Below are 22,755 nucleotides of genomic sequence, written 5' to 3'. Positions count from 1 at the left end.
GGAATGTCCTTGCGCCCGGCCTGACGAGCCGCCTCAACCCGGCCCTTCCATCTCTCGTTGCCCACCAGCCAGTCGAAGGACTCGGTCTGCAGGGCGAGAAGGTCGGGCACTTCGAGCGGCTCCTCGATGCGCGCGAAAGAGACGCGGCGAGGACCGGCGGGTACGGCGAAAGCGCGGGGCGAAGCTGCCAACAGATGTCCTTCCGAGGGCTCGCGGACTGACTACGCGCACGCCGGACGACAGCTCAGTCGAGGAGAAGGAGTGGGATGCCGAGGGCGAGCGTGGAAGGGCAGCATAAAGCAAACTGCAAACGAATGTCCACACTTATCGGAATTGTCAACCTCTATCCCGTAATCAGAATCGCACGCCCGCGTGGAAATCGTCAAGCCGCACTCGCGAAAATCCCATCGGCCGCTCACCTGCGGCGCGCCGTCGTGCCCGACCTGGGGAGGACGGCGAGCAGGGCCGCCGCGGCCAGCGCACCCGCCACCCACATGACCGGTGCGATCCCCAGCGCCTCCGCCGTACGTCCGCCCACCAGCGCCCCGAACGCGATCGCCGCGTTGAACACCCCGACGAACAGGGCGGACGCCGCCTCGCGGGCCTGACACGCGGCGGCCGACAGCCACGCCTGCGTGGTCACCGACACGCCCCCGTACGCCAGACCCCACAGCACCAGCAGCGCCGCGCCGGACGCCGGCGTACGGCCGAGTTCCGGGACGAGCAGGACGGTGGCCGCGAGTGCCGCGCAGATGATCGGCAGAGTCCTGCGCGGCGACCGTGCCGCCCCCGCGCCGCCCGCGAAGTTGCCGACGACCCCCGCCACACCGTAGGCGAGCAGCAGCGCGCCGATCAGACCGCCGTCCACGCCCGAGATCCGCTCCAGCACGGGCCGGACATAGGTGTAGGCGGCGAAGTGCCCGGTGACCAGCAGCGCGGTCGCGACCAGGCCCGTGCGCACCTCCCGCTCCCCCGCCAGCCGCGCCAGCGCGCCCAGCCGCACCGGTCGCTCGGCCAGCATCCGGGGCAGCAGGGCCGCCAGCGCGAAGGCCACGACCACCGACACCAGCCCGGCCGCGGCGAACGCCGTACGCCACCCCGCGACCTGGCCCAGAGACGTTCCGGCCGGCACGCCGAGGACCGACGCGACGGCGACTCCGCTGAAGACGAGGGCGGTGCCGGTCCCCGCCGACCTCGCGGGCAGCAGCCGGGGCGCCAGCGACGCGGCGACCGGCCAGACGCCGCCCATGGCCAGGCCGATCAGCACCCGTCCCGCCATCATGACGGCGAAATCGTCTGCCACCGCGGCCATGAAGTCGCCCACCGCGAGCAGCAGCATCAACGCCCACAGCAGCACCCGCCGGTCCAGCCGTCCGGCGGCGGGAGTGATCAGCGGCGCCGCCACCGCGGCCACCAGCCCGGTGACCGTCAACGTCAGCCCGGCCGTCCCCTCGCCGATCCGCAACGTCCGGCCGATCGGGGTGAGCATTCCCACCGGCAGCATCTCGGAGGTCACGACCGTGAACGTCGCGGTGGCCACGGCGAAGACGCCCGCCCAGCCGCGCAGCGAAGATCTCCCAGGGACGATCTCCCGTAGTGTTTCCGTCACCGCTCCAGGCAACCGGGGAGGGCTCGTCGGGAACAACGGCCGTTCTCTCATCCTTCGATCAGCCGGGCTCATCGATGACCGGTCCGGCGTCCGGGGCCCTGATCGTGACGTCGCGAAAGGAGAGGCGGCCCGGATATGAGCGGCCTGGAAATGCGCGAGCTGGAGTGTTTCCTCGTGCTCGCCGAGGAGTTGCACTTCGGGCGTACGGGGGAACGGCTGTACATCTCACAGAGCAGGGTCAGCCAGCTGCTGCGCGCGCTGGAAAGCCGGATCGGCGCCCGGCTGGTCGAGCGCACCAGCCGCCGGGTCCGGCTCACCCCGCTCGGTGAGCGCTTCCTGGCCGGCCTGCGACCCGCGTACGACGGCCTGCGCGCCGCCGTCGACGACGCGCGCACGAGCGCCCGCGACGTGGACGGCTCACTGCGGATCGGCTTCCAGGGCGCCGTCAACGACCACGTGATGAGCGCCGTGGCCCTGTTCGAGCGGCGGCATCCCCGCTGTGCCGCCGAACTGGTGGAGGTGCCGCTGCGCGACCCGTTCGGCGCCCTGCGGCGAGGTGAGGCGGACCTGGCGGTCGTCCTGACGCCGGTCCTGGAGGACGATCTGGTGGTGGGGGCGGTCTTCTCGCGGCAGCCGCAGACGCTCGCCGTCTCGGCGGGCCATGCCTTCGCGAGCCGCTCCTTCCTCCAGGCGGAGGAGCTGGCCGGGTGCGAGCTGATCGGAGTGGACAGCCCGGCGCCGGCATACTGGCGCTCCGCCGTCGCGCCCGCCGCCACCCCGCAGGGACGTCCGATCGGTGCCGGTCCGAGGGTCGGCACGCTGCAGGAAGGGCTCACACTGGTGGCGGCGGGCCGGGGCGCGATGCTGCTGTGCGAGCCCACCGCGGAGTACCACGGCCGCCGCGCGCTGACCTTCGTTCCGGTGACCGGTCTGCCGGACTCCACGTTGGGGCTGGTCTGGCATCGCGACCACGAGACCGCCCGGGTGCGCGCCTTCGCACGGGCCCTGGCGGAGGCCGGCCCCATCGAGGAACACCCCGCCGGGTAGTCAAGCCGCGGCGCGTGCGGGCCACAGGGTTCGCCGGGGCATGTCGCGCGCGAAGGCCGTACGCGGGCCGGTCGCCCGCCTCAGACGGATGCGGCCTCCCAGACGAACCCGTCGGGGTCGGTGAAGGGCCCGGCATCGCCGCCGATCACGATCCGGTGTGATCCAGCGCCCTCTTGGGAGACGCCGGTGTCCTTGGCGAGGGCGCGGCGTGGGTAGAGCGCCAGCGTGACGGCCGACGCCGGGGTGTCGAACTCGACGTACTTGCCGCCGAAGCTCTTCGCCACGGCCAGGCCGCGGTCGACGTAGAACCGCTTGCTCGCCTTGACGTCGGCCACGCCCAAGAGGAGCGCGACCTGGTCGATGTGCCGGGTTGCGGGGCCGGTGTCCTTCTTGTTCGAGGTTGCGATCTTGCAGATCGTCCCGTCCGGCGCGCGTACGACGCCGCCGTAGCCCCAGAATCCCTTCGTGGCCGGCTTCAGGGTCGTGGCGCCGGCGTCGAGGGCGGCGCCGATGAGGGCGTCGACGTCGGCCTGCTGGGACACCACGAGTGACAGCGCGAACCCACGGAAACCGGACGTCGGCGCATCCGAAGCGCGCACGTTCACGTACGGGCCCAGACCGAAGGCTTCGTAGAAGGCGTCCGCGGTCGCGGGGTCGGGAACTTCGAGGATGACGGATTCGAAGGAGGTCATGGCAGGTCCTTTCGGCGAGGTGGGTTCGTGGTCGGGCCGGCCGCCGTGGGGGGACGGACGCGGTAGGGGCGGGGGGCGCTCAACGGTCCTGCAGGAGGCCGAGGACGTTGCCGTCGGGGTCGGTGACGGTGGCCACCAGGCGGCCGCCGCCGACCTCGTGCGCGGCCTCCTTCACGACGGCCCCAGCGGCGATCAGCTCGGCCAGCTTCGCCTCGATGTCCGGCACGTGCCAGTAGGCCACCGGCGAGGTCATGCCCCGCGGTCCAGCGCCCGGCACCAGCCCGATGTGCTGGCCCTCGGCATCGAAGCCGACGTAGTAGGACGAGTCGGTCTGCGGCGGGACGCCGAGCAGGGCCGCGTACACCGCCTTGGCCTTCGCCAGGTCGGACACGGGATGCAGCACGGTCCTGATGCCCTGGGTGGAAGAGCCGGTCATGGTCACTCCTGTCGTCGTGGGTCGCATCGACCCGCCGTTCGCGTGACCCCAGCTTTTCGCCCGGTCAGGCCGGCCGGCATCCGTGGTGACCACGGAACCGGCCACGGATCGGCGGCGCGGATCGCTCGTGAGGGGGATACGGCAAAATGGGACAGTGGTGACAGGAGTGGAGATCTCGCCTCGGGAAGCCGAGGTGCTGGAACTGGTCGGAGCCCGTCTCAGCAACGCCGAGATCGCGGCCCGGCTGTTCATCTCGGTGCGTACCGTCGAGAGTCACGTCTCCTCCCTGCTGCGCAAGCTGGAGGTGCAGGATCGGCGGGCGCTCGCCCGGCGCGCGCCCACGTCGGCCGGCGCCGCCCCGTCACACCGCGCACCGGTTCTGCCGGCCCCGCTGACCTCGTTCGTCGGCCGGGTGAGCGAGCGGACCGAGCTGGCCGAGATGATCAAAGCGCACCGTCAGGTGACCGCGGTCGGTCCCGGCGGAGTGGGCAAGACCCGGCTCGCGCTGGCCGTGGCCGCGGAGGCGGCCGGCGAGTACGCCGACGGGGTGTGGTTCGTCGACCTCGTCCCGGTCACCGATCCGGACATGACCGCGACTGCGGTCGCCGGGGCGCTCGGCCTGGGTGAGCAGCCCGGGCGCGACATGACCGAGTCCGTGGTCGCCGCGCTGGCCGACCGTCATGCGCTGCTGGTGCTGGACAACTGCGAGCAGGTGGTGCACGGGGTGGCCCTGCTCATCGAGCGGCTGCTGGCGAGGTGCCCTCGGTTGACGGTGCTGGCGACCAGCCGGGCACGGCTGATGGTGCCGTTCGAACGGGTGTATGCGGTCCCGCCGCTGTCGCTGGCCGTCGATGGAGAGTCGGACGCGGTCGCGTTGTTCATGGAGCGGGCGGCGGCGGTCGGCTGGCCGCTCGATCCTCCGCTGTACGACCAGGTCGCCGCGATCTGTGCGCGGCTGGACGGAATGGCCCTGGCGATCGAGCTGGCCGCCGCCCGATATCCCACGCTCGGGCTCGACGGCATCACCATCGCACTGTCCCACCCGCTCCGGATGCTCACCGGCGGCTCCCGCGCCGATGAGCGGCACCGTTCGGTACGGGCTGCGCTCGACTGGAGCCACGCCCTGCTGGAGCCGGCCGACCGGGCGCTGCTGCGCCGGGTGTCGGTGTTCGCTGCGCCGTTCACCGCTGCCGCGGCGGCGGAGGTGGCCGGGATCGAGGAAGGCATGGCCGACGAAGGCCTCATCGCCGACGGACTGGCCCGCCTCGCCGAACAGAGCCTGCTGGTGGTGACGGCGTCCCCGGGCGGTACGGAATACCGGGCGCTGGAGACGATCCGCCAGTACGGGACGGAACGGCTGGCCGAGGCCGGTGAGCTGGTCGACGCCCGATCCCGGCACCTTCGCTGGTGCCTGGCCAAGGCCACCGGCCTGGCAGTGGTACGAGAGGATTGGCGGGCCCGGTTCGACCTGGTCGCGGACGATCTTCGCGCGGCCCTGGCGTGGGCGGCCGGCCAGCCGGAGCAGCGCACGGACGCGTACGATCTCGCCCGGCACCTGGCGGAGCTGACCTATACCCGTAACCTGACCGGCGAGTCCCAGCGGCGCTATGAGCAGGCGGCCGCGCTCGCGATCGACCCCGCCGCCACCGCGTCGATGCTCCGGCAGGCCGCGGCCGTGGCCGGCTGCCGGACGGTCGGTGATGACGTGTACCGCCTGCACCGCGCGTCCGCGGACGCCGCCCGCAGGGCCGGCGACACCGCCGGGGCCGCCGCTGACCTGGCGACCGCCGCCACCACCGCGTTCCGGTTCTCGACCTTGTTCGTGCGGATCCCGCCCCGGGAGGAGGCGCTCGCACTGATCAGCGAGGCGCGGGAGCTGGCCGGCGACGATCCGGCTGCGCAGGCCGCGGTGGCACTGGCCGAGGCCGGGGTGCTCGCCGACGCGTTCGGTGCCGCCCAGGGCCCGCCCGGCAACGCCGTGCCGGAGACGATCGCGCGCGCCGAGCGGGCGGTCGAGCTCGCCCGCCGGACCGGCAACCCGCTCGCCGAATCGGCCGCACTCGACGCGCTCACCGGCGCTCAGAGCTGGGCCGGCGACACGTTCGCCGCCGCGGCCACGGCCCGGCGCCGGATCATGCTCCTCTCGTCCATGCCGATCTCGCCGGCGGGCACCCACGAGCTGATCGATGCGCTGAGTATGGCCACCGAGGCCGGCCTCGGCGCGGGGGATGTGCCGGGCGCCCGCCGGTGGGCACGGCAACTGGCCGACCATCCGTCGCTGGCGGAGGTCGGTCACCGCGCCACGTGTCGGCTGCTGATGGTCGATGCGCTGGCGGGCAACGTCGACGAGGTGCTCACCGGCAGCGTCCGGTTCCTCGATGCGTGGCGGCGGGCGGGCAGCCCCGCCCGGTCGTTCCTCCGCCCGGCGGCGACCGGTGTGGCGATGATCCACGGCCTCCGCGACGACCATGACGCCCGGCGCGAATGGCAGGAGGTCCTGGACCAGCTCGGCACCACACCGGAGCACACTTACGGCTATGGGGCGGTCTTCGACGCGATGCTTCTGCTGCACCACGGGCAGGCACCGGAGGCGCTGGAGCGGATGGCCCCCGAGCCCGGGCACGTGTGGAAGTGGGTCACCTGGATCTGGCTCCACTGGTATGTCGCGCTGCGCGCCGAGGCCGCCGTGCTGGCCGGGAGGCCCGACAGTCGCGACCGGCTGGCCGAGGCCCGGGCCGTCGTGGCCGGCAACCCGGTCGCCGGCGCCATCGTGGAACGAGCAGAAGCCCTGCTCGACGACGACCAGGAGGTGCTGCTCGCCACGGTGGACGCGTTCGGCGCCGCCGGCTGCCCCTACCAGTACGCGCGGACCCTGGTGCTCGCCGGGGGCGACCATGCCGAGCGCGGCAGGGCCGTGCTCGCCGGCCTCAGCCTCGCCCCGATGGCCCCTGCCCCGACACCGATGACGACCTCGGAGCGATAGTCGCGGAGCACAATCCAGCTGTCCCCGTCAGCGTGGCCGGGCCGACGATGCATCCGGGCGATCAGCCGAGGACGAATGGGAGTTTCCCGGCCAGCTCGCCCAGTTCCGCCTTCTCGGCCTCGGTCGGAGCACGGCGTCCCGTGCCGACCAGCAGCGCGTCCCTGTCGGAGAACGACGCGGGGAAGGCGGCCCCGGCGATCTTCTCCAGCATCTCGCGGGACCGGGCGAGCCCTTCGGCGGGCGGTTGCGCCGCGTCCGGGAGGTGCGCGACCAGGTCGAGATGGTGCAGCGTCCACTCCAGGACGTATGCAGAAAGGTAGTCGCCCGCGGTGAGGACCTCGCCGCGGGTGCCGACCCGAAGGCCCGGGTCGGCGAGCCCCGCGGCGCGGCCGGCGGCGGAGCCGACGTCGTCGAGGTGGAACTTGAGCAGCCGAGGCTCCTCGTAGGCGGCGGCCAGCCGGACGACCAGCGCGTCGAGCGGGTCGTCGCCCGTCGGCGGCGTTCCCGAGACCTCCCAATAGGTCACCGCGTCACGGGTCGGTTCCGATTCCGCCGGGGTCACGAGGGTGATCAGGACGTCCTGAGCGTCGATCACCAGGTGGCACACCAGGTCCCGTACGAGCCAGCCGGCGCAGCCGGACGGCTGCGCGAAATCCTCGTCCGGGAGTTCGGCGACCGTTCTGCGCAATGCCGCCCACGAGCGCGCGAAGAGATCCACGTGGGCACGGTAGTGCGGTGCCGCCATGGCGGACAAACGCAGCGCGCACGTAGGAGAGTCGTCCCGGCCCGTATGTGGGCCAACGCCGTCGGTCGCGGCGGTGCGTCACCGCGACGGTTTGCCCCTGACGCAGGGTCAATCTCCCAGCATGGTGGCATGACCAGGACAACCAGTGCGACGAACGTCTCCGGGCTGCGCAAACCGTACGGCGGCGCTGGGGAGCGGGCCGAGAGAGGCGACAGGACGATGCGGCACTTCACGATTCACCACGACGGCGTCACTATCCCGGTGTCTCGCGGCGGTCGGGGACGACCGCTGGTCCTGTGCCCTGGGCTGAACTCGACGCAGGCCGACCTGCACGAGCTGGCCGATCTGCTGCGGTGCGACCATGACGTGGTGACCTTCGACCTGCGAGGCCACGGGCTCGCCTCGGCCGCCGACCGGTATTCCTTCGAGGCGTTCCTCAGCGATCTGGTCGCTGTGATGGCCGAGCTGGGACGCCTGGGTCTGGACGCTCCGCCCGTGCTTGTGGGCTACTCGCTGGGCGCGGACCTCGCCGTGCACTATGCCTCCGAGCATCCTGGCGGCGTCGCCGGGCTCGTTCTCATCGACGGCGCGAACCCGGTGCCCGAACCGTTCGTCACCGAGGCCGTTCTGCCGGAGTTCCGCGCCATGTGGGAGGACATGGCGGCACAGCAGGCGGCCGAGCGGGGCACCCCGCGTCAGGTGTTGCTCACCGCCCAGGAGATTCTCGACCTGAACGTCGAGATCGATGCGGTGCGGTCCGGGATTCTTGACCGGTACAAGCGGATCGACCTGCCGATCAGTGTGATCATGTCCACCGCGATGGCCGGCGACAGCGCCGACGGGCATGCGCGGCGGCTTAACCGGAACTGGCGTGCCGGCGGCGAGCGGCTCGTCCGGGAGCAGCCGCACATCGCCATGTTCCGGCTCGATGCCGACCACCGGCTGGTCTTCACCCACGCCACGGAAATCGCGCAGATCATCCGGAGTACGCACGGCCCGGTCGGCCAGGCGACTCCTTGAACACCGTTTGAAAGGCTGGTGCCATGCTGACCATCGGTGAGCTGGCGTCGTACGCCGGAGTGACGGTGCGTGCGGTGCGGCACTATCACGCCAGAGGACTGCTGCCGGAGCCGGAGCGGGACGACTCCGGCTACCGCAGGTACGACGCCGGCGCCGTGATCGAGCTGATCAAGATCCGGACCCTCGCCGAGGCCGGGGTCCCGCTGGCGCGGGTGCGGGAGCTGCTGCAGGCCGACGAGGAGGAGTTCGCCGCGGCGGTCGCGGACATCGACAGGCGGCTGCGGGCCGAGATCCGGCAGCGGCAGCGGCACCGGGAGCGGATCGCCCGGCTCGCCTCCGGGCACAGCCTGGTGCTGCCCCCGGAGGTGGTCGCGTATCTCGATCGGCTGCGGGCGCTGGGGATCGACGAGCGGATCGTCCAGGTCGAGCGCGACGGCTGGATCCTGCTGGCCGCGCATTCACCCGAGCGAGTCCCGGAGTGGATGGCACGCAAGCGGGAGCAGATCGCCGATCCGCGGTTCGTCGACTTCTATCGCAGCCTGGGCAAGGCTCTCGATCGGACATCCGACGATCCGGAGCTGGTGGAACTGGCCGATGAACTGGCTGCCTATTTCACGCAGATGGCCGAGGAGAAGGGCGAGGACTATGTCGACGACGTCGATATGGAGCCAGCGATGGTCAGGCTGATGGACGCGCTGGCGTTCGACACCGTGCCGCCGGCCCGTCGGCTGATCGGGCTGCTGAAGAGGCGAGGCTGGACCGGCTGGACCAAGCTGGAGCGCGTGGACCACCCAGGAGACGCGGCTTCCTGACGAAGGGTGGAGCCGTGCCGACGATCAGTTCGACAACGTCGGCGATGGCCCGGACGGTTCGGCCGGGTCGCACGGGGGAGCGCCCTCGGCCCTGCCGGTCGCTCGTCCGGCGAGGGCCTCGAGTTCGGCGACCGCTCGGTCGGTGGCCGTCTCGGCGGCGATCTCGGCCGCCAGGCGCCGCGCTTCGCGCCGATACGAGGGCTCGTGGAGGGCAGCTCCAGCTCCCCGGCCCAGGCCGGGTCGTCGAGCCGCGGGCCGACGTGCCGCAGGTGGGCGGGGAAGCGCCTGCCGGGGTAGTCGAGCGCACGCGGGGACAGCACGAGCAGCCGGTGGACGCGATCGAACGCGTCGATCACCGAGCACGCCCGAGGCGGGGGCGAGGCCAGGACCGGGCGGCGGCGCCCCCGGGGTGGGGAACAGGTAGAGGGTCGTCACCAGCGAGACCAGAGGAATCCCGGCGGCCTCGCCGCCCGTGAGCGCGCCGAGCAGCATGTGCTCAGCACCCGGACGTCGTGGCCGCGTTCGCGCAGCGCGCGGGCGATCGACAGGACGGGCGGCACGGCTCCGCCGCCCGACCAGGTGGCGAACAGGAACTTCTTACGCATCGCGGCTCTTCCGGGGGTCGATCGAGGTCAGCAGGTCGCACATGGCACGTTCGGCGTCCTCACGCGCCAGGCCGAGGTCGCGCCGCCACAGCTTCCACAGGTAGACGTCCGTGGCGGCGTAGTGCAGGTTCAGCGCATGCTCGCGGGCGGGCCCCGGGGCCGGGAGGCGGTCGGCGAAGACCCGTTCCAGCCACTCCCGATGCTGTGCGCGGGCGTGGGCGGCCGCCCGGGCGATCGCCGGGACGCGGTCCATCTGCGCGGTCCAGAGCACGTTGGCGTCGCCGTGCCGCTCGTAGTCCTCGAAGAGCACGGCCACGATCGCCGCCACATCACCGGTCGGCGCCTGACGGGAGACCGCCGCTTGCGACGCCACCAGGTCGGCGACGGCGTCGGCCAGCCCGTCCTTGCCGCCGAAGTGGTTGACGATCGTCTGCACCGACACACCCGCCTCGTCGGCGACGTGCTGCAGCGTGACGTCGTCGTACCAGCGCCGCGACCACAGCGCGGCCGCCGCCTCCAGCACGCGCGTACGCGTGACCTCCACGGCCGCGGCCCGGGCACCCATACGGTACGGGCGCCTGGTCTCACTTTCCATGGAGTCATACCTATATTCAATTTATGGATGGGTCAAATCAAACTCTGCTCGTGACATAATCGCGTGTATGGATCATGTTCTGGTGCGGGAGTTCGTGGACAGCTGGGTCAAGGCGTGGAACGCCCATGACGTGGACGCGGTGTTGGCCCACTTCGCGGAGGACGTGACGTTCCGTTCGCCGGTCGCGGCGCAGCTTGTGGGCGGCGATGGGACCATCCGGGGCAAGGCGGCGCTGCGCGCCTACTGGGAGGAGGGGCTGCGGCGCATCCCCGACCTGCGGTTCGAGGTCCTCGGCTCCTACGTCGGCGTCGACTGCCTGGTCATCAACTACCGGAACCAGAAGGGCGGCCTGGTCAACGAGGTGCTGATCTTCGACGGCCCGCTGGTTGTCGACGGGTATGGGACGTATCTCGGCGACGACGCGAACCCCGCCGGTGCGACAGCGGGCTGAACGCCCCCGCGGTCATTCCGGAGCTCCTGGGTCGACCTGGTCCACCCGCCGCACACGTGCGATCGGCGATCAGCTGCCGGGCGCGACCCACAGGCGGACCGCCAGGCCGAGGCCGATCAGGGCGACCAGCCAGCGCAGCAGCCCGGCCGGCAGGCGCCGGGTGACCCGGGGGCCGAGCGTGGACCCGGCGAACAGGCCCACGGCGAGAGGGGCGACGGCGGCCCAGTCGACGGGCCCGAAGACGGCGAATCCGGCGGCGGAGACCAGGGCGCCGGCGCCGAGAAGCATGTTCTTCAGCGCGTTGGCGGCGGGCAGCCGCGGCTCGGCGGTCACCAGGAGGAGGGCGAGGATCATCACCCCCGACCCCGCGCCGAAGTACCCGTTGTAGACCGACAGGGCGGTCAGCCCGAGCGGAAGCACGGCGTCAGGTGAACCGCGCCGCTCGTGGCGTACGGCGAGCCGGGGCTGCGCGAGCAACGCCAGCGAACCCGCGGCCACGAGGAACGGCACGACGCGGGCGAAGACATCGGACGGGGTGGACAGCAGCAACGCCGACCCGGCCGCCCCGCCGAGCGCGGACAGCGGCACCCACCGCCGCAGCCACGGCCCCTTCCCGCGCAGTTCGGGCTGCGAGGCCAGGGCCGATCCGGGCCAGCAGGCGACGATCGCGACGATGTTGGCCACGTTCGCCGCGAGGGCGGGAAGGCCCGCCGCGAGCAGGGCCGGATAGGAGATGAGCGAGGTGATGCCGCCCGCGGTGCCGACCACCCCGGCGAGCACCCCGGCGGCGGCCAGCAGCGCGACGTCCCCGAGGCCGGTCACGCCCCGGTGTCCGGCGGGGGCGCCTCGACCGGGAACAGGATCGGGCTGAGCAGGTGCCGCCTGCGGTGCGGCGCGGGCTCGTTCCTCATCCGCGCGACGATGACCGCACGCAACTCCTCGATCATCGCGGCGCGTTCCTCCCGGCTCAGCCAGAGCACGTGCTGCCGGTAACCCACCTCGTCGGCCACCGGATCGGCGCCGTCCAGACCGAGATAGGCGTCGAACTCGGAGATCAGCGCGGCCATCGCCGTGGCGAAGGTGCGCCGGTGGTCCTCCGGCGACATCGCCGCCACGGTGCCGGCGTCGATCACCACGCGCTCGCGCAGCCGGTAGCGCCGTTCCACCGCGCCGCGCACGCGGTGCTCGCCGTCCACCTCCAGCACGCCGGCGTCGGTGAGCGCGCTCACGTGGCGGTAGACGGTCGCTTTGTGCACATCCGATATGCGCTCGCACAACTGCGAGGTCGTGAGAACCCGCCCACCGGCGAGCGCCTGCACGACGCGCAGCCGCACCGGATGCGCGAGCACGTCCATCACGTCCATGGTCCGAATGATCGCACGTGTGCTACCGTTCGCAGAAATGCGAACGATCATTATGGGAGGGACCGGCATGGGACGACCGTCATCGGGGACAACGGCGCCGCCACTGGGGCGCCTGTACGACGTCGGAGAACGGCGGCTGATGCTGCACCGCTCGGGCTCGGGCGGGCCGAGCGTGGTGTTCCTGCCCGGCGCGGGCCTGGTGGGCCTCGACTTCCTCAACGTCCAGGAGGGCGCGGCGGCGTTCGCCACGAGCGTGCTGTACGACCGCGCCGGCACGGGCTGGAGCACCTCCGTGCCCCTCCCCCGCAGCGCGGCCGAGGTCGCCGCCGAACTGCGCGACCTCCTGCGGGCCGCGGCGGTTCCCGGGCCGTTCCTCCTGGTCGGCCACTCCCTCGGCGCCTTCTACGCGCGCCGGTACGCGCAGCTCTTCCCCGGCGAGGTCGCCGGTCTCCTCCTGCTGGACCCCGGCCACGAGGACATCCTCGACCACATGCCGGCGCAGGCCGCCGAACTGGCGGAGCAGATGCGCCCGGACCCGGCGCGGATGCCGGAGCTGACCGACGAGCAGCGCCGGGCCGCCCGCGAGGCGTACGCCCGCCTGTACGCCGAGTGGCCCGCGCCGGTGCGCGAGGCGCTGATCGACCACCACCTGGCGTCGTGGCGGACGAGCCTTTCTGAGACGGAGAACTTCGAGACCGAGATCTACGGCGAGCTGCGTGACGGCGGACCGCTGCCCGACGTCCCGCTGATCGTGCTGACCGCGGGCGGCGTGAACCCCTACTGGGCGAAGTTCATGCCGGAGGAGGTGGTGCGTGAGGCGCACGACGGGGTGCGCGCCCTGCACGCGGGGATCGCCCGCTCGGTGCCCGCGGGAGAGCAGCGCGTGATCGAGGGCGCCTCCCATCAGCACCTCCACATCGAGCGGGCCGAGGAGGTGCTGCGGGCGATCCGCGACCTGACGGCAGCCGCCTGAGTCCCGGCGTCACCCGACGGCCCGGATCTCCTCCAGCAGGACCACGACGCCGACCGCCGAGGGCGGGGAGCCGGCCCCACCACGTGCGTCAGGGGCGCGCCGACCGCCGCCAGGCGTCGATCACGGCCCGCTCCTCGGCGGGGTCGAGCCCGGGCGGGAACTCGGGGGTCTCGCCGGACCCGGTCAGCCACGCCCACGTGTCGGCGACGGTCTCCACCACCGGACGGCACCGCAGCCCGGTCGCCAGGGCCCGGCCGACGTCGGTCCGGATGAGCCCGGCCTGCGCCGGACCGGGCGGGATCCATCCCGGCAGCGCCGCCCACCGGTCGATCCCGGCGGCCTCGATCGCCTCGGGCTCGACCCAGACCAGCTCCGTCAGCCCGCCGGTCACGGCGACCGCGGACTCCAGCAGGTCCCGGGTCGTGGCGTGCTCCTCCGGGTTGACCAGGTTGACCTGGCCCGAGACGCCGCCCTCGGCCGCGTCGAGGAGCCAGGCCACGAGGTCCCGTACGTCCACGTAGCGGAACGGCTGGCCGGCCGGGCCGGGGGCGAGCATCTCCCCGCCCCGCGCGGCTCGCAGCAGCCAGTGCGGCAGCCGTCCGGGGAGCTCGTACGGCCCGAGGATCAGCCCTGCCCTCGCCAGCACGGCGCGGTCGCCGAAGGCCTCCTCCACGGCGATCTCGCCGCCCCGCTTGTTGGGGGCGTAGTCGATGTCCCCGGCGTCCGCGGACGCCTCGACCGTGGGCCAGTCCTCGTTCAGGCCGGCCGGCGTCGGGGGCGCGTACACCGCCCTGCTGGAGACGTACACATACCTGTCCGCGCACCCGGCCAGCGCGCGGGCGCTGTCGCGCACGGCCCGGGGCGCGCCGGCCCAGGTGTCCACCACGGCGTCCCAGCGGCCCTCGGCGAGCGGGGCCAGGTCGGCCGGGCGGAGCCGGTCACCGGTCACCGCCTCGGCCCCGGGGTGGGCCCATCCCGCGAGCCCACGGGTGAACGTGGTGACGTGCCAGCCGCGCTCCACCGCGGCCGTGACCACCCATCGGCCGACGAACGTCGTGCCGCCCAGCACCAGCAACCGCATGCCGCTCACCCCTGCCTCCGGATCCGGTACAGCACGTGTCGGCGCAGCGGGTGCCCCTCGGGAAGCACCGGGTGGTCGAAGTCCCCGGCCGGGTCGTGGGTCATCCCGAGCCGTCGCATGACCGCCTGCGAGCGGACGTTCCGCACCGCCGTGAACGAGACGACCTCGGTCAGGCCGACCCGGCCGAACCCGTCCTCCAGCGACGCCCGCGCCGCCTCCGTGGCGTACCCGCGCCCCCAGGCGGAGCGGGCGAGCCGCCAGCCGATCTCCACGCACGGCGTGAAGTGGGCGGTGAACCTCGGGACCGACAGCCCTGTGAAGCCGATGAACTCCCCGTCCGCCTCGACCGCCCACCACCCGAACCCGCGCTCGTCGAACCCGGCCTCGATGCGCTCGACCAGCGCGTCGCTCTCCTCGCGGGAGAGCGTGGCCGGGAAGTGCTCCATGACGACAGGATCGGCGTTCAGAGCGGCGAAGGGCTCCCTGTCCTCCTCGCGCCAGCGCCGCAGCACGAGCCGTTCTGTTCTGATCGAATTCGCCACCCGCCGACGATAGTGCACCCAGGCTTGGCCCGCTGATGACGGACCCCGATGCGGTGGGCGGGAGAAAGCAGGGGCGGAAGTCGGCTAAAGTCATCCATGGCCGATGTGGTTTGTGTCCCCCGGGCCGCAATCACCGCCTTCACGGAATACCGTTCGGCTGGAGCCGTGTTGTGCATCTCGCCGAGGAGGCGACCGCCACATCGGCCCTCGACGTGGGCGCCCCGCGAGACTCGTTCTCGCGGGGCGTCGTTCTTTTCCCGCCCTGCTCACCAGGCCCGGCCCCGGGGCAGGCTCGCCAGGCCGGGCGCGGACAGGTGCAGCACCTCGTAGCGTTCCGCGCCGGCGTGCGCGGCGGGCACCTCCCGCTCCCACAGCGCGAACGTCACCAGGCGCCAGTGATGCGGGTCCACGGCGAGGGCGGCGGTGTGCAGGCCCTGCGCGCCGCCCAGGTCACGCAGCTCGGCGAGGGCGCCGGCCACCTGCTCGGCCGGGTCGGCCGAGGCGGGCATCGGCGTCAGCAGGCGCGACGCCGCGAGGGGCGCCGCGAGGGGCGCCGTCCTCCTGGCCGGGCCCGCCTCGACGGCCAGGCCCGTCCAATGCTGGACGACCGGCCGGCCGAAGTCGCCGACGATCCCCTGGAAGCCACCCCCGCCGACCAGGAACTCGCCCATCCTCCCGGCGTCGTGCCAGAGGTAGAACGGCGCGTACTGGTTGACCGGCGACCCGGCGGCGCCCCGCTCGCGGATCAGGTAGGCCTTGAGGCCGAGCCCGGCCCGGTCGTCGAGGGCGTGCCCGCGAGTGGCCACCCGCTCCCGGATGATCGACATGTCGTAGTCGGCGGGCAGGGTGATCTCGTACTGCATCGCGTACACGGCGCGGGTCTCCTGGGACGCTCAGATGCGGGACAGCAGGGCGAGCACACCGTCGACGGCCTGATGGAACGGCTCGGGTGAGCCGGCCGCGCGGGCCAGGACGTATCCGCCCTGCAGCACCGCCACGACCGTCGCGGCGGTCGCTCCGGGATCGAGACCGGCGCCGAGTTCGCCCCGGTCGCGCCCCTCGGCCAGCACCGCCGCGAGCCGGTCGCGCAGCCACGCGAACGTCTCCTCCACCGGCCGCCGCAGCGCCGGATCGGCCATGACGTCGGGGTCCTGGGTGAGCCGGCCGATCGGGCAGCCCCGGAGCACCTCCCGCTCGCGCCGCAGGTAGGCCGACACGCGTTCGAGGGCCGTGCCCGGACCGTCCAGGATCTCCTCGACCCCGGCGCGCATCTCCTCCGCCGTACGGCCGATCGCGGCCAGCGCGAGGTCGGGCTTGCCGGAGAAGTGGTGATACATGCTGCCCTGACCGGCTCCCGCCCGCTGCTGGATGGCCCGCGGGCTGGTTCCGACGTAGCCGCGCTCCCACAGCAGTTCGCGGGTGCTCTCGATCAGGCGGTCCGGTACGCTCACGCTGTACATACTAGTAGGTACAGAGAACCGTTGGTGAAGCCGTACAAAACACGAGGGAGTGTGTTGCAGGGGTTGTACACCTGAACGGTGGTCCGGGCGGCCTAGGGTATGTCCGTCGGACCGGAGAAGGAGAGGCCGTGCTCTACCCCGCCCTGAAGTTCGTCAGCGTTCCCGTCATGCACGCGCTGTGGCGGCCGCGGATGGAAGGACGTGAGCACGTCCCCGCGCACGGGCCCGCGATCCTCGCCTCCAACCACCTGTCCGTGCTCGACTCGTTCTTCATGCCGGCCGTGGTGCCGCGGATGGTGCGGTTCGTGGCGAAGAAGGAGTACTTCACCGGCAACCCCCTCGTCGCGGCCTGGATGCGCGCGATGGGGGCGATGGAGATCGACCGGGAGAACGTCTCCGCCGCCCAGGACATGCTCGACGCCGCGGTGGAGGTGCTGAAGGCGGGCGAACTGTTCGGCATCTATCCCGAGGGCACCCGCTCCCCCGACGGCCGGCTGTACCGGGGGAAGGTGGGCGTGGCCTGGCTCACGCTGACCACCGGCGCCCCGGTCGTGCCCGTCGCCATGCTCGGCACCGAGAAGGTGCTGCCGCCCGGCACCACGGTGCCGCGCCTGCACAGCATCGGCGTGCGGTTCGGCGAGCCGATGACCTTCACCGGCGACCCGGGCAGCGCCCGGGACCGGCGGCGGGTGACCGACGAGGTCATGGCCGCGATCCAGCGCCTGTCCGGCCAGGAGTACGTCCCCCGGTACGGCGCCAGCGTCAAGGGCGCCGGCGAAGCCGGAGTGTAAATAACGATTTGGCCCCGCTAGGCTCTGGTCCCGACCACAGGGCCGTCATTGGGGGTGTGCGTGCCACGAGGACGTACCATCGCGATCTCGGCCGCCGCGGCCGTCGTGCTGGCGGGGGCGGCCGCGGGTGGCGCCTACTACGTGCTGCACACACGCGGCACGCCGCAGGAGACCGCGGCCCGGTTCACCGCGGCCTGGTCGAGGGGCGACCTCGCGGCGATGAAGGCCGAGCTCGCCTCACCCGCCGCCGGCTTCGACGCGGCGTACGCCGAGCTCACCAAGAACCTCGCGGTCACGAAGGTCGCCGTCCGCGACGTACGGGCCGGCGCGGCGAAGGACGACCGGGCGACCGCCTCCTACACCGCGACCGCCACCGTGAAGAACGTCGGCGACTGGACCTACAAGGGCTCGCTCAAGCTCGTGGTAAAGGACCACTACTGGAAGGTCGACTGGTCGCCGTCCGCGGTCCACCCCGCGCTCGACGGGACCAACCACCTGGCGCTGAAGACGTCGTGGCCGCAGCGGGGGGCCGTCACCGCCGCCAACGGCGACCGCATCGACGGCGGCGACGTGGGCGGTTCGGTGCAGCAGCTCGTCGGCTTCCTGGACAAGGCCAAGGACGAGGACGTCGAGAAGCTGGGCACCGCCTACAAGAAGGGCGACGCCGTGGGCCGCGGCGGCCTGCAGGAGACGTTCCAGAAGCAGCTCGCGGGCACTCCCACCACCGAGATCCAGGTGGTGGGCGAGAGCCGGAAGACCCTGCACACCGTCAAGGGCTCCCCCGGCAAGGACCTGCGGACCAGCCTCGACCTGAAGGTGCAGAAGGCCGCCGCCGACGCCGTACGCGATCTGGACAAACCCGCCTCGCTCGTCGCCGTCAAGCCTTCGACGGGCGAGATCCTCGCCGTCGTGAACAACCGGGGCGGCTTCAACCGGGCGCTGGACGGCAAGTACGCTCCCGGATCAACGTTCAAGACGGTCACGGCGGCCGGGCTGCTGGCCGAGGGACTCACCCCGTCGAGCCGGGTGACCTGCCCCAAGGAGGCGGTCGTCGGCGGGCTGAAGATCCGCAACTCCGACCACGAGGCGTTCGGGTCGCTGTCGTTCCTCGACTCCTACGCCCACTCGTGCAACACGACGTTCGCCCCGCTCGCCGCGCAGAAGCTGGGGGCGCGCAAGCTGTACGACCTGGCGACGGACCTGGGCTTCAACCAGCCGCTGCGCATCGGCGTCCCGGCGACCCCCGGCAGCATGCCGAAGGCCACCAGCGACGCCGAACTCGCCGCCGAGTCGTTCGGGCAGGCGAGGATCACCGCCAGCCCGCTGGTGATCGCGACCGTGGCGGCGGCGGTGGCCGACGGCTCCTGGCGGCCGCCCACGCTGGTGCCTTCGCTGGAGCAGAAGACCGCTCCCAAGAAGCTGCCGGAGGAGGTCGTCAAGAACCTGCGGTCGATGATGCGGGCGGTCGTCACCAAGGGGACCGCCCACGCCGCCGGACTGCCCGCGGGTACGGCGGGCAAGACCGGGACCGCCGAGTTCGGCACCGGGCCCGAACTCGACTCGCACGCCTGGTTCATGGGCTTCCGCGGCGACCTGGCCTTCGCCGTCGTCGTGGAGGCCGGCGGCATGGGCGGCGAGGTGGCCGCCCCGGTCGCGGCGCACTTCCTCAAGTCCCTGTCCTGACCTCAGGTGCTGAGGATGCCGGGCGAACAAAGTCTGCGCGCTCGGTGAGCTCAGGTGCGGCGGGCGGCCCAGACGGTGCGTTCTGTGCGTACCGCGAGGTCGCCGCGGCGCAGGATGCTGTGCGGGCTGCCGGTGTCGAGCAGCCGGTCGAGCGCGGCGAGATCTTCGGGTGAGAGCGCCTGGGCGGCGGCGCCACGGATGCGCTGCAGGGCGCTGAGGGCGTAGCGGCCGATCGCCTCGTTGCGGGAGCCCTCGATGTGCACGGTGATGGTGCGTTCGCCTTCGAGAGCGAATCCGGCGGCGGTCAGCATCGGTCCCCAGTCGGCGCCGCGGTGGGGCAGGTGTTCGGCGTGGAGGTGATCGGTCGCGGCGTGGCAGCGCTCTTCCAGGCCAGGCCGGTCCTCGGGTGCGTCGGCGGGCAGGAAGCGGGGGACGCCGGCCAGTTCGACGACGGTGAACAGGCCGCCGGGCGCGAGCAGGTCGTGGATGTTGCGTATGACGCGGTCGGGGTCGGCCATGTGGTGCATCGAGGCCGACGCCCAGACGAGGTCGGGCGTGCCGAGGTCGGGCCAGTCGGCGTCGTCGAGGTCGGCCTGCACGATGTGCACGCGGTCATCCATGTCACGGGCGCATGCCTTCTCTCGCAGGCGCCGCAGGTGCTCGGGTGAGGTGTCGACGGCTGTGACGCGCGCATCGGGAAAGCGGTCGAGGAGGGCGAAGGTGCCCGCTCCGGTGCCGCAGCCCACATCCACGATATGGCTCGGACCGGTGGCCAGGGGCAGCCACTCGATGATGGCCCTGAGGTGCTCGGCGAGGACTTCCGCGTCCAGGTCGAGGATCTCCTCTTGGCTGCCGGCGCCGTGCTGGTGGTCGTGGCCGGTGTGCAGGTGTGTTCGGGTCATGACGTCACATTACGAAGCCCATGCGCGATCGGCATAATCTCTTTCGCAGAACGCAAGACGATGGCCGCCGGCGCTGCCGGACGCGCAAGACGGCCACCCTTGCGCGTTCAGCGGCGTCAGGCACCTTTCGCATATCAGTCATGGGCCTCTCGGTCATCGCGGCCGCCGTCCTCGCGCTGGTGTCCGCGCCGCGCCTCGCGGTCGAAGATGCCCAGGATCTCGCACGGTCCGCCTTCGGCGCCGATGGCGTGCGGCATCATCGTGGGGAACTCGGCAGCCTGGTTGGCCTCGAGGCGGAAGCGGCGGTGGCCCAGCATGAGGATCGCCGTGCCGGACAGGACGACAAGCCATTCCCGGCCCGGATGGGCGCGCATGCGGGCGGGATTGTCGGGCGGCGGCTCGGTCATGCGCTGACGCATCACGGTCATGCCGGGGTCGCCCTTGATCGGCCAGCGCATCACGCCGTGGGTGCCGTCGATCATCGGGCTGGTGACGACGTCATCGGTGGCGGTCTCGACCAGCTGGTCGAGGGAGGTGTCCAGGGCGCGGGCGAGGGTGACGAGCTGATCCAGCGCGAGGCGGCGCTGGCCGTTCTCGATCCGGCTCAGTGAGGACTGGCTGAGCCGGGCGCGGGTGGCCAGCTCTTCCAGGGACCAGCCCTGTGCGACCCGCAGGGCGCGGATGCGTTTGCGTACGAGGCTGTCCAAGTCTTCATCTTCTTGCTTCATAGGCAACATCATATGCCCCTCATGCAAGGCATGGATATCGTCGCACGTGGATGGCCCTGATCCGCTGGGCCATGCACCCCTTTCGACCTGCCTTTTCCGAGAGGAAATTCATGAGCACGAACCAGCCCGCAGAGGGGGCAACCGCCGAAGCGAGCGGCAGGGGCGCGCCGGACGCGCGCCAACTGCGCTCCATCCTGATCGCCGTCTGTGTCGCGTTGATGGCGGTCATCGCCTCGGTGACCGGGTTGAACGTCGCCCAGCCTGACATGGCCGTCGAATTCGGCGCCTCGCAGAGCACAATCCTGTGGATCATCAACGTCTACACCCTCACCCTGGCCGCGCTGCTGCTTCCGCTCGGCGCGATCGGTGACCGGCTGGGCCGCAAACCTATGCTGATCACCGGCCTGATCATCTTCGGATTCGCCGGCGCGCTGGCGGGCCTGGCCCCGTCATCCGAGGTCATGATCGCCGCCCGGGTGCTCAGCGGTGTGGGCGCTGCGGTGATCATGCCGATCACCCTCGCCGTGATCACCTCGACCTTTCCCGACGAGCAGCGTGGAAAGGCGATCGGCGTGTGGACCGGCGTCGCCGGAGGCGGCGGCATCATCGGCATGTTCCTCTCCGCCTTGCTCGTGGACGTGGCGGACTGGCGGTGGCTGTTCGTGCTGCCCGTCGTCCTGGTCCTCGTCTCGCTCGGCATGATGCGGTCCGTACCCAACTCTCGCGAGCGCTCCGGGCACTCCTTCGACACCATGGGCGCACTGGCCTCCGTCGTCGCCGTGGTAGGCCTCATCTTCGTCCTGCAGGAAGGCCCGGAGCGCGGCTGGGGCGACCCTGTCACTCTGACCAGTCTCGTCGCCGGTCTGGTGGCCCTGATCTTCTTCGTGGCCTGGGAGCTGCGCCGCAGGGACGCGGCCCTGCTGGATGTGCGCCTCTTCCGCGAGCGCGGCCTGTCCGGCGGCTCCATCACCCTGCTGGTGGTCTTCGGTGTCCAGGCGGGTGTCTTCGTGGTCCTCTTCCCATTCCTGCAAGCCGTCCTCGGCTGGTCGGGACTGCTGTCCACCCTGGCGATGATGCCCATGGCCGTGCTGATGATGATGACCTCCGGCTTGGCGCACAAGTCGGCCGCGCGTATCGGCGCCCGCCCGACCATGGCGGCGGGAATCGCGTTGTTCGGCGCCGGTCTGGCCCTCATGGCCGGCATCGTCTCCGTCGACGGCGGCTACCTGTCCATCCTGCCCGGCATGCTCGCCATGGGCATCGGCATGGGCCTGTCGATGACCCCTTCCACCGAGGCCATCACCAGCTCCCTGTCGCGGGAGAAGCAGGGTGTCGCCTCCGCGCTCAACGACATCACCCGCGAGTTCGGCACCGCACTCGGCATCGCCCTGCTCGGCGCCCTCCTGGCGAGTGGCTACCGCAGTGCCATCGATGACAGGCTCGGCGGCATCCCTCAAGGCGCGGCGGACGCCGCACGCCAGGGCGTCGCCAACGCCATCGAGGCCGCGGGCACTGCCGGCTCCCACGCGCAGGCGCTGGTCGATGCCGCCCGTCAGTCCTTCGTCGACGGCTGGCAGCAGGCCATGTGGGCAGGTGTCGTCGTCATGGGCCTCCTGTTCGTCTACACCGCCGTCCGCGGTCCGCAAAACAAGCTCTCCACGTCGGCGGACGAGGAGAAAACCCCCGAAGACCGACACCCCCAAGTGACCGCGTAAGAGCTGAACCGGCTCGCGCCGGGCCTTCTTCGGCCGGTGGTTGGGTGCCGAGCACGCCTGGCACCCAACCACGCTCGCATTACACGACCGCTACCCGATCATCCGCGTCCAACCTGATCGGCGGGGGGTGTGGGTGCTCGGCGAGGTCCTGAACGCCGTTACACCGGGAGAGCCGCGGCGTCGTGCCGCAGGGCCATGACCAGCAAGGTCGCGATCAACGTGGCGATGAGCAGCCAGCTCACCGCGATGATCACGGTGGAGCGGCCCGGCCGGCGACGGCCCGCACCCCGCCCCTGCCGCCCGCGCCCCGCACGGTGGTTGAACGACTCGAGTCTGGCCGCAAGCTTCGGATCCTCGTCGGTGAGGTGCCGCTCGATCATCGCCAGCATCCGCTCTTCGTCCTGCGACCAGGCCATCGCGCAACTCTCCCAGAACGCAAGGTATGTGCCGACGTTCTGCCCAACGATGAAGATCGTTAGCCGTTTCCAGGGCCGCGATTTACGACGCGTTGCACGTTGCGA

The 22,755-nt window shown here is 71.8% G+C and carries 25 protein-coding genes; 9 read left to right on the top strand and 16 right to left on the bottom strand.

Annotation, left to right across the window (positions count from 1 at the left end; genetic code table 11):
- Both Msi02_RS43490 and Msi02_RS27495 read right to left on the bottom strand, forming a co-directional pair.
- Nucleotides 1–191 (bottom strand): hypothetical protein (locus Msi02_RS43490; RefSeq protein ID WP_239108752.1); only part of this gene is annotated, 191 nt, incomplete at its 3' end.
- Between the two features lie 224 nt (nt 192–415).
- Entirely contained in the window at nt 416–1,609 is a 1,194-nt protein-coding gene (locus Msi02_RS27495) for an MFS transporter (RefSeq protein WP_239108751.1), read from the bottom strand.
- A gap of 135 nt (nt 1,610–1,744) precedes the next feature.
- On the opposite strand from Msi02_RS27495, the gene Msi02_RS27490 reads away from it, so the two are divergent.
- Complete coding sequence (locus Msi02_RS27490) at nt 1,745–2,656, top strand: LysR family transcriptional regulator (RefSeq protein ID WP_204050937.1); 912 nt, start codon at nt 1,745–1,747, stop codon at nt 2,654–2,656.
- Between the two features lie 80 nt (nt 2,657–2,736).
- On the opposite strand, the gene Msi02_RS27485 is transcribed toward Msi02_RS27490, so the two are convergent.
- Together Msi02_RS27485 and Msi02_RS27480 are read right to left on the bottom strand one after the other, a co-directional pair.
- Nucleotides 2,737–3,348, bottom strand: a complete 612-nt coding sequence (locus Msi02_RS27485) for a VOC family protein (RefSeq protein ID WP_204050936.1) — start codon at nt 3,346–3,348, stop codon at nt 2,737–2,739.
- Nucleotides 3,349–3,427: 79 nt separating this feature from the next.
- Nucleotides 3,428–3,784 carry a VOC family protein gene (locus Msi02_RS27480; RefSeq protein ID WP_204050935.1) on the bottom strand — a complete coding sequence of 119 codons (357 nt, stop codon included), beginning with the start codon at nt 3,782–3,784 and terminating at the stop codon, nt 3,428–3,430.
- Nucleotides 3,785–3,938: 154 nt separating this feature from the next.
- Here Msi02_RS27480 and Msi02_RS27475 point away from each other — a divergent pair, with 154 nt between their 5' ends.
- Entirely contained in the window at nt 3,939–6,767 is a 2,829-nt protein-coding gene (locus tag Msi02_RS27475) for an ATP-binding protein (RefSeq protein ID WP_204050934.1), read from the top strand.
- A gap of 61 nt (nt 6,768–6,828) precedes the next feature.
- Here Msi02_RS27475 and Msi02_RS27470 read toward each other — a convergent pair whose 3' ends face one another.
- Nucleotides 6,829–7,485, bottom strand: coding sequence for a maleylpyruvate isomerase N-terminal domain-containing protein (locus Msi02_RS27470; protein WP_204050933.1), 657 nt, complete (start codon nt 7,483–7,485; stop codon nt 6,829–6,831).
- A 246-nt stretch (nt 7,486–7,731) separates the two neighbouring features.
- On the opposite strand from Msi02_RS27470, the gene Msi02_RS27465 reads away from it, so the two are divergent.
- Nucleotides 7,732–8,532: an alpha/beta fold hydrolase gene (locus Msi02_RS27465; RefSeq protein WP_239108750.1), complete on the top strand. Its 801-nt coding sequence runs from the start codon at nt 7,732–7,734 to the stop codon at nt 8,530–8,532.
- A gap of 23 nt (nt 8,533–8,555) precedes the next feature.
- Nucleotides 8,556–9,344, top strand: coding sequence for a MerR family transcriptional regulator (locus Msi02_RS27460; protein WP_204050931.1), 789 nt, complete (start codon nt 8,556–8,558; stop codon nt 9,342–9,344).
- A gap of 431 nt (nt 9,345–9,775) precedes the next feature.
- Here the strand turns inward: Msi02_RS27460 and Msi02_RS27455 are convergent, their stop codons facing one another.
- Both Msi02_RS27455 and Msi02_RS27450 read right to left on the bottom strand, forming a co-directional pair.
- Nucleotides 9,776–9,949: a hypothetical protein gene (locus Msi02_RS27455; RefSeq protein WP_204050930.1), complete on the bottom strand. Its 174-nt coding sequence runs from the start codon at nt 9,947–9,949 to the stop codon at nt 9,776–9,778.
- A complete protein-coding gene (locus Msi02_RS27450; RefSeq protein ID WP_204050929.1) occupies nt 9,942–10,514 on the bottom strand; it encodes a TetR/AcrR family transcriptional regulator in 573 nt (190 codons plus the stop codon). The genes Msi02_RS27455 and Msi02_RS27450 overlap by 8 nt, the downstream gene beginning before the upstream one ends.
- 97 nt (nt 10,515–10,611) lie before the next feature.
- On the opposite strand from Msi02_RS27450, the gene Msi02_RS27445 reads away from it, so the two are divergent.
- On the top strand, nt 10,612–10,995 hold the full coding sequence (locus tag Msi02_RS27445) for a nuclear transport factor 2 family protein (protein ID WP_204050928.1): 384 nt from the start codon (nt 10,612–10,614) through the stop codon (nt 10,993–10,995).
- A 69-nt stretch (nt 10,996–11,064) separates the two neighbouring features.
- Here the strand turns inward: Msi02_RS27445 and Msi02_RS27440 are convergent, their stop codons facing one another.
- Nucleotides 11,065–11,817 carry a sulfite exporter TauE/SafE family protein gene (locus Msi02_RS27440; RefSeq protein WP_204050927.1) on the bottom strand — a complete coding sequence of 251 codons (753 nt, stop codon included), beginning with the start codon at nt 11,815–11,817 and terminating at the stop codon, nt 11,065–11,067.
- Nucleotides 11,814–12,359 carry a helix-turn-helix domain-containing protein gene (locus Msi02_RS27435; RefSeq protein ID WP_239108749.1) on the bottom strand — a complete coding sequence of 182 codons (546 nt, stop codon included), beginning with the start codon at nt 12,357–12,359 and terminating at the stop codon, nt 11,814–11,816. Before Msi02_RS27435 ends, Msi02_RS27440 begins: the two co-directional genes overlap by 4 nt.
- A 67-nt stretch (nt 12,360–12,426) precedes the next feature.
- On the opposite strand from Msi02_RS27435, the gene Msi02_RS27430 reads away from it, so the two are divergent.
- Nucleotides 12,427–13,332, top strand: coding sequence for an alpha/beta fold hydrolase (locus Msi02_RS27430; RefSeq protein WP_204050926.1), 906 nt, complete (start codon nt 12,427–12,429; stop codon nt 13,330–13,332).
- 88 nt (nt 13,333–13,420) lie between these two features.
- Here Msi02_RS27430 and Msi02_RS27425 read toward each other — a convergent pair whose 3' ends face one another.
- From Msi02_RS27425 to Msi02_RS27410, 4 genes are all read right to left on the bottom strand, one after another.
- Nucleotides 13,421–14,413, bottom strand: coding sequence for an NAD-dependent epimerase/dehydratase family protein (locus Msi02_RS27425; RefSeq protein ID WP_204050925.1), 993 nt, complete (start codon nt 14,411–14,413; stop codon nt 13,421–13,423).
- A gap of 5 nt (nt 14,414–14,418) precedes the next feature.
- The gene (locus Msi02_RS27420) at nt 14,419–14,955 is read right to left on the bottom strand and encodes a GNAT family N-acetyltransferase (protein ID WP_239108748.1); all 537 of its coding nucleotides are present in this window, start codon (nt 14,953–14,955) and stop codon (nt 14,419–14,421) included.
- Nucleotides 14,956–15,221: 266 nt separating this feature from the next.
- Nucleotides 15,222–15,818, bottom strand: a complete 597-nt coding sequence (locus Msi02_RS27415) for a DUF4865 family protein (RefSeq protein WP_239108755.1) — start codon at nt 15,816–15,818, stop codon at nt 15,222–15,224.
- 30 nt (nt 15,819–15,848) lie between these two features.
- Nucleotides 15,849–16,406: a TetR/AcrR family transcriptional regulator gene (locus Msi02_RS27410; RefSeq protein ID WP_373308315.1), complete on the bottom strand. Its 558-nt coding sequence runs from the start codon at nt 16,404–16,406 to the stop codon at nt 15,849–15,851.
- 176 nt (nt 16,407–16,582) lie between these two features.
- Between Msi02_RS27410 and Msi02_RS27405 the strand changes: the two genes are divergently transcribed.
- Together Msi02_RS27405 and Msi02_RS27400 are read left to right on the top strand one after the other, a co-directional pair.
- The gene (locus Msi02_RS27405; RefSeq protein WP_079313951.1) at nt 16,583–17,206 is read left to right on the top strand and encodes a lysophospholipid acyltransferase family protein; all 624 of its coding nucleotides are present in this window, start codon (nt 16,583–16,585) and stop codon (nt 17,204–17,206) included.
- Between the two features lie 60 nt (nt 17,207–17,266).
- Nucleotides 17,267–18,889, top strand: coding sequence for a penicillin-binding transpeptidase domain-containing protein (locus Msi02_RS27400; protein WP_204050922.1), 1,623 nt, complete (start codon nt 17,267–17,269; stop codon nt 18,887–18,889).
- 50 nt (nt 18,890–18,939) lie between these two features.
- On the opposite strand, the gene Msi02_RS27395 is transcribed toward Msi02_RS27400, so the two are convergent.
- Together Msi02_RS27395 and Msi02_RS27390 are read right to left on the bottom strand one after the other, a co-directional pair.
- Nucleotides 18,940–19,791, bottom strand: coding sequence for a class I SAM-dependent methyltransferase (locus tag Msi02_RS27395; protein ID WP_204050921.1), 852 nt, complete (start codon nt 19,789–19,791; stop codon nt 18,940–18,942).
- 134 nt (nt 19,792–19,925) lie between these two features.
- Nucleotides 19,926–20,519, bottom strand: a complete 594-nt coding sequence (locus tag Msi02_RS27390; protein ID WP_204050920.1) for a helix-turn-helix domain-containing protein — start codon at nt 20,517–20,519, stop codon at nt 19,926–19,928.
- Between the two features lie 50 nt (nt 20,520–20,569).
- On the opposite strand from Msi02_RS27390, the gene Msi02_RS27385 reads away from it, so the two are divergent.
- Nucleotides 20,570–22,234: an MFS transporter gene (locus Msi02_RS27385; RefSeq protein ID WP_204050919.1), complete on the top strand. Its 1,665-nt coding sequence runs from the start codon at nt 20,570–20,572 to the stop codon at nt 22,232–22,234.
- Between the two features lie 158 nt (nt 22,235–22,392).
- Here the strand turns inward: Msi02_RS27385 and Msi02_RS27380 are convergent, their stop codons facing one another.
- Entirely contained in the window at nt 22,393–22,650 is a 258-nt protein-coding gene (locus tag Msi02_RS27380) for a DUF3040 domain-containing protein (protein ID WP_079313873.1), read from the bottom strand.
- Between the last annotated feature and the right edge of the window lie 105 nt (nt 22,651–22,755).

Source organism: Microbispora siamensis, assembly GCF_016863095.1.
Classification (GTDB): domain Bacteria; phylum Actinomycetota; class Actinomycetes; order Streptosporangiales; family Streptosporangiaceae; genus Microbispora; species Microbispora siamensis.
The sequence above is the reverse complement of the archived record's forward strand: the minus strand, read 5'-3'. Positions and strand labels throughout refer to the sequence as shown.

Coding starts and splice junctions, on each gene's coding strand:
- Msi02_RS27490 (WP_204050937.1), top strand. CDS start 1,745: ATGAGCGGCCTGGAAATGCGCGAGCTGGAGTGTTTCCTCGTGCTCGCC.
- Msi02_RS27485 (WP_204050936.1), bottom strand. CDS start 3,348: ATGACCTCCTTCGAATCCGTCATCCTCGAAGTTCCCGACCCCGCGACC.
- Msi02_RS27480 (WP_204050935.1), bottom strand. CDS start 3,784: ATGACCGGCTCTTCCACCCAGGGCATCAGGACCGTGCTGCATCCCGTG.
- Msi02_RS27465 (WP_239108750.1), top strand. CDS start 7,732: ATGCGGCACTTCACGATTCACCACGACGGCGTCACTATCCCGGTGTCT.
- Msi02_RS27460 (WP_204050931.1), top strand. CDS start 8,556: ATGCTGACCATCGGTGAGCTGGCGTCGTACGCCGGAGTGACGGTGCGT.
- Msi02_RS27455 (WP_204050930.1), bottom strand. CDS start 9,949: ATGCGTAAGAAGTTCCTGTTCGCCACCTGGTCGGGCGGCGGAGCCGTG.
- Msi02_RS27450 (WP_204050929.1), bottom strand. CDS start 10,514: ATGGGTGCCCGGGCCGCGGCCGTGGAGGTCACGCGTACGCGCGTGCTG.
- Msi02_RS27445 (WP_204050928.1), top strand. CDS start 10,612: ATGGATCATGTTCTGGTGCGGGAGTTCGTGGACAGCTGGGTCAAGGCG.
- Msi02_RS27435 (WP_239108749.1), bottom strand. CDS start 12,359: ATGGACGTGATGGACGTGCTCGCGCATCCGGTGCGGCTGCGCGTCGTG.
- Msi02_RS27430 (WP_204050926.1), top strand. CDS start 12,427: ATGGGACGACCGTCATCGGGGACAACGGCGCCGCCACTGGGGCGCCTG.
- Msi02_RS27425 (WP_204050925.1), bottom strand. CDS start 14,413: ATGCGGTTGCTGGTGCTGGGCGGCACGACGTTCGTCGGCCGATGGGTG.
- Msi02_RS27415 (WP_239108755.1), bottom strand. CDS start 15,818: ATGCAGTACGAGATCACCCTGCCCGCCGACTACGACATGTCGATCATC.
- Msi02_RS27405 (WP_079313951.1), top strand. CDS start 16,583: ATGCACGCGCTGTGGCGGCCGCGGATGGAAGGACGTGAGCACGTCCCC.
- Msi02_RS27395 (WP_204050921.1), bottom strand. CDS start 19,791: ATGACCCGAACACACCTGCACACCGGCCACGACCACCAGCACGGCGCC.
- Msi02_RS27390 (WP_204050920.1), bottom strand. CDS start 20,519: ATGAAGCAAGAAGATGAAGACTTGGACAGCCTCGTACGCAAACGCATC.
- Msi02_RS27385 (WP_204050919.1), top strand. CDS start 20,570: ATGGCCCTGATCCGCTGGGCCATGCACCCCTTTCGACCTGCCTTTTCC.
- Msi02_RS27380 (WP_079313873.1), bottom strand. CDS start 22,650: ATGGCCTGGTCGCAGGACGAAGAGCGGATGCTGGCGATGATCGAGCGG.